2 protein-coding genes are annotated in these 2,761 nt (G+C 35.4%); both read right to left on the reverse strand.

Features of this window, described 5'->3' with window-relative positions:
• Nucleotides 1-516 (reverse strand): AAA family ATPase (locus tag QQK21_RS14580; protein WP_284192917.1); only part of this gene is annotated, 516 nt, incomplete at its 3' end.
• 210 nt (nucleotides 517-726) lie between these two features.
• A complete protein-coding gene (locus QQK21_RS14585) occupies nucleotides 727-2,472 on the reverse strand; it encodes an LA2681 family HEPN domain-containing protein (RefSeq protein ID WP_284192918.1) in 1,746 nt (581 codons plus the stop codon).
• Nucleotides 2,473-2,761: the final 289 nt, after the last annotated feature.

Genomic DNA, 2,761 nt, shown 5'->3' on the forward strand with positions numbered 1-2,761 from the left:
GCTATCGCCAGTGGATGCCGAGAATCGGCTTAAATCTGTGTCCGGAATTTGTTGACCACTACAACCACCAAATCCGTGTAAAATAAAGCTAAGTTGCTCTTTTACAAATTCATCAGCATTCGCTAGATCTTGATCTAACACGTTTGAAGCGTGCTTTATAGCTGATACATTAGCATCAGAGAATCTTGTTCCGTGAATAACACTACCTTCATAGAAACCACGTAATTTGACCTCCCCAGCTACTTTTTGAGTATTCCATTGCCCATTAGTAGTAAAGGTATTCTTTTCTACACTGTCATCTACAGTGTATAGAACTTCAGAATCCTCTGTAGCAGATTTACCAAAATAAGTTTCCAGCACTTTAGGTAAAAATGGTTTTGCAAGCAAAGACATCAGAGTACTCTTGCCTACACCGTTCGTTCCTGTAATGGCGTATAGCCCCCTCTCAAGAGGTAGCGTGATTTCGAAGTCATCAAAGTTCTTAAGTTTACTTATTTTTAGTGTGTATGAACTCATTTTTTTTCCTTAAGTTTCAAGCTAAAGCTATATTCTCACTTGATATAAGAGCTTTCACTTAGTTCGGCTGATTCGTATGCCGGCATCTACAGCTTTCGAAACAAATATTAGGGCACTTCTGAGTTATGAAGTGCCAACGCTGAAAGTTCTGGACAGAAATCAGCTAGAATGAAGTCGGAACAAACTTGTATCGGACAAGCAAATGTATTTTTACTTCGTTGGGACTTCTCTATGCCAGACAAGCTTTTCGTCGTTTTGGGGCTTTGTTTGTTCATCAAACTCAATGGAAAATGAGAGATAAATGATTGAATTTCTGGCTAACTCAGCAAGCGTCATAAGCTGAGTATTGAAGTCTTCATCAATCATAATAAGCGTGTGCTTTGAGCGTTTCTCTTTTTCATAGAGTTGATTTTCAATGTGTTGAATTTTCTTCTCAAGCAGTTCCTTTTCTCCAATCAATTCTATGTGCTTATCTGTGCCTTTTTGTTTTTTTATCTCTGGATATAAAGCTATTAATTCACAGTTGTATTTATTTCTTTTATCAATTAAGTGTCGTATCTCATTTTGTTGAACAGCGTCAGAAAAAACCAAATCAGAATACAGGCTGTCAATAAGTTTAAAAGATCTGTGTTCGATGTAATTGCGAATTTCACAGATTTTAACGAGATCAGGATTGAGCCATTCTGAAATAGATTCTTGGTCTTTAATGTCTCGTAAATCTTTAAGTATGTAGAAGAGCGCGTGCAAAAACTGGTTTTTACTATCCTTGAGTTTATCGTGTGGTTTCCACTCTTTATTACCTTTCCCTGAATTTGGCTTTTTAAACAAATTTTCAAAGCTAATCTGTTGGTCTTTTTCTATATCGTTAAGATCGTAATAATGACTTATAAAATAGGCAATTTTGTCAAATAAGGAATAGAGAATTTTGAAAGCTGACTTTAATTGTTGAGCTTTAATATTGTCGATTGTGTGGGTTAAATCGTCAGTCTTTTTGAATGTGTTATTGAAGAAGCTTACTTCATCATTTGGAATGTTTGATGCACTAAAAATAAGGTAACGAGCATAACAAAAATCGTTCTTTATCTCGTCAAAGTTGGCGTGATAAACTAATTCTTCGTGATAGGCTAGAGTCATATTCAATCGAGAACTGATAGATGGTAGTGAAAGCGAATCAGGGAATATAGCTTCAGGAAGTTCGTCAATTTCCAGTTCATCGATAAATAGGTTTTTTTCCCCGCACCAGTGTAAGTAATAAACTACTTTTTTACTCAGTTCTCTATCATTTTTTTTATAAAACTGCTTAAAATAATCGAGAGTATACTGTTCTTCAAACCACTGTTTGAAATTCTGTGTTTTTTCATCATCAAAGATGTAATGGCTGTCATTGAAATACGCTTGATTATTAGGAAGTTTCAATCGTTCACAAAGACTTTTATATGCTAGAAACTGATGATAAATGGCTTTTTGTTCGTCATGCGATATACAGTGTGAAAGGTATAGCTCATTGTCATACATAGCAGTGTGAGCTATCGGTTGATTGTTTAAATTAATAGCATTTTTCCAATGCCTTTTGGCGCACATAAATCGCCCTTGTTGAGAAAGATAGTTTCCGTAATTTGTCTCGATTTGGCTAGTTAGAGCAATTTGACATTCATCATCAATGTTACGGTTTTTCAGAGCATTAAGCGCTTTCTTGAAGTGAATAATCACTTTGTTCAAATTAGGGTTATACCATTCGTTTAACTGTGGAACATAGAGCAAAGAATAAGCATTTCCTAACATATAATGAAATTCAGCTTCTCGAAAATCATCTTCAAAAACAGGCGTAAATGCGTCAAACGTTCCAATGAATTTCTCCATATCTGCAACGTTCTTCCTGTCTATCAACTCATCAACTCGTGCATTGAAGAGATCGAGTGCATCATCATCAATTCGCACGGTTTGCTTTTCTTCCATTTAATCATTCCCGCTTTTGTGCAACTATGTGACTATACATGTTTTTGAATAATAATTTAACAAGTTGGCAAAGAATTTATGAATCGTGATAAAGAGAGCTTATGAAAGCAAAAAGTCAGGCCTTATCAATTTTATAGTTAGATAAAATAAGTCAAAAATGAACTCTGATATATGTTACGAGCAACTGCTCTAACACGTTTTGGGCACAAATGCGCTAACAGTAGCCTTTGTCATTACTGAGGGATCTTGACGGGATAAATACCATTCGACTCTGTCGTATCCTTACATT

Origin of the sequence: Vibrio zhanjiangensis (assembly GCF_030161235.1) — a bacterium.
Taxonomy (GTDB): Bacteria; Pseudomonadota; Gammaproteobacteria; order Enterobacterales; family Vibrionaceae; genus Vibrio; species Vibrio zhanjiangensis.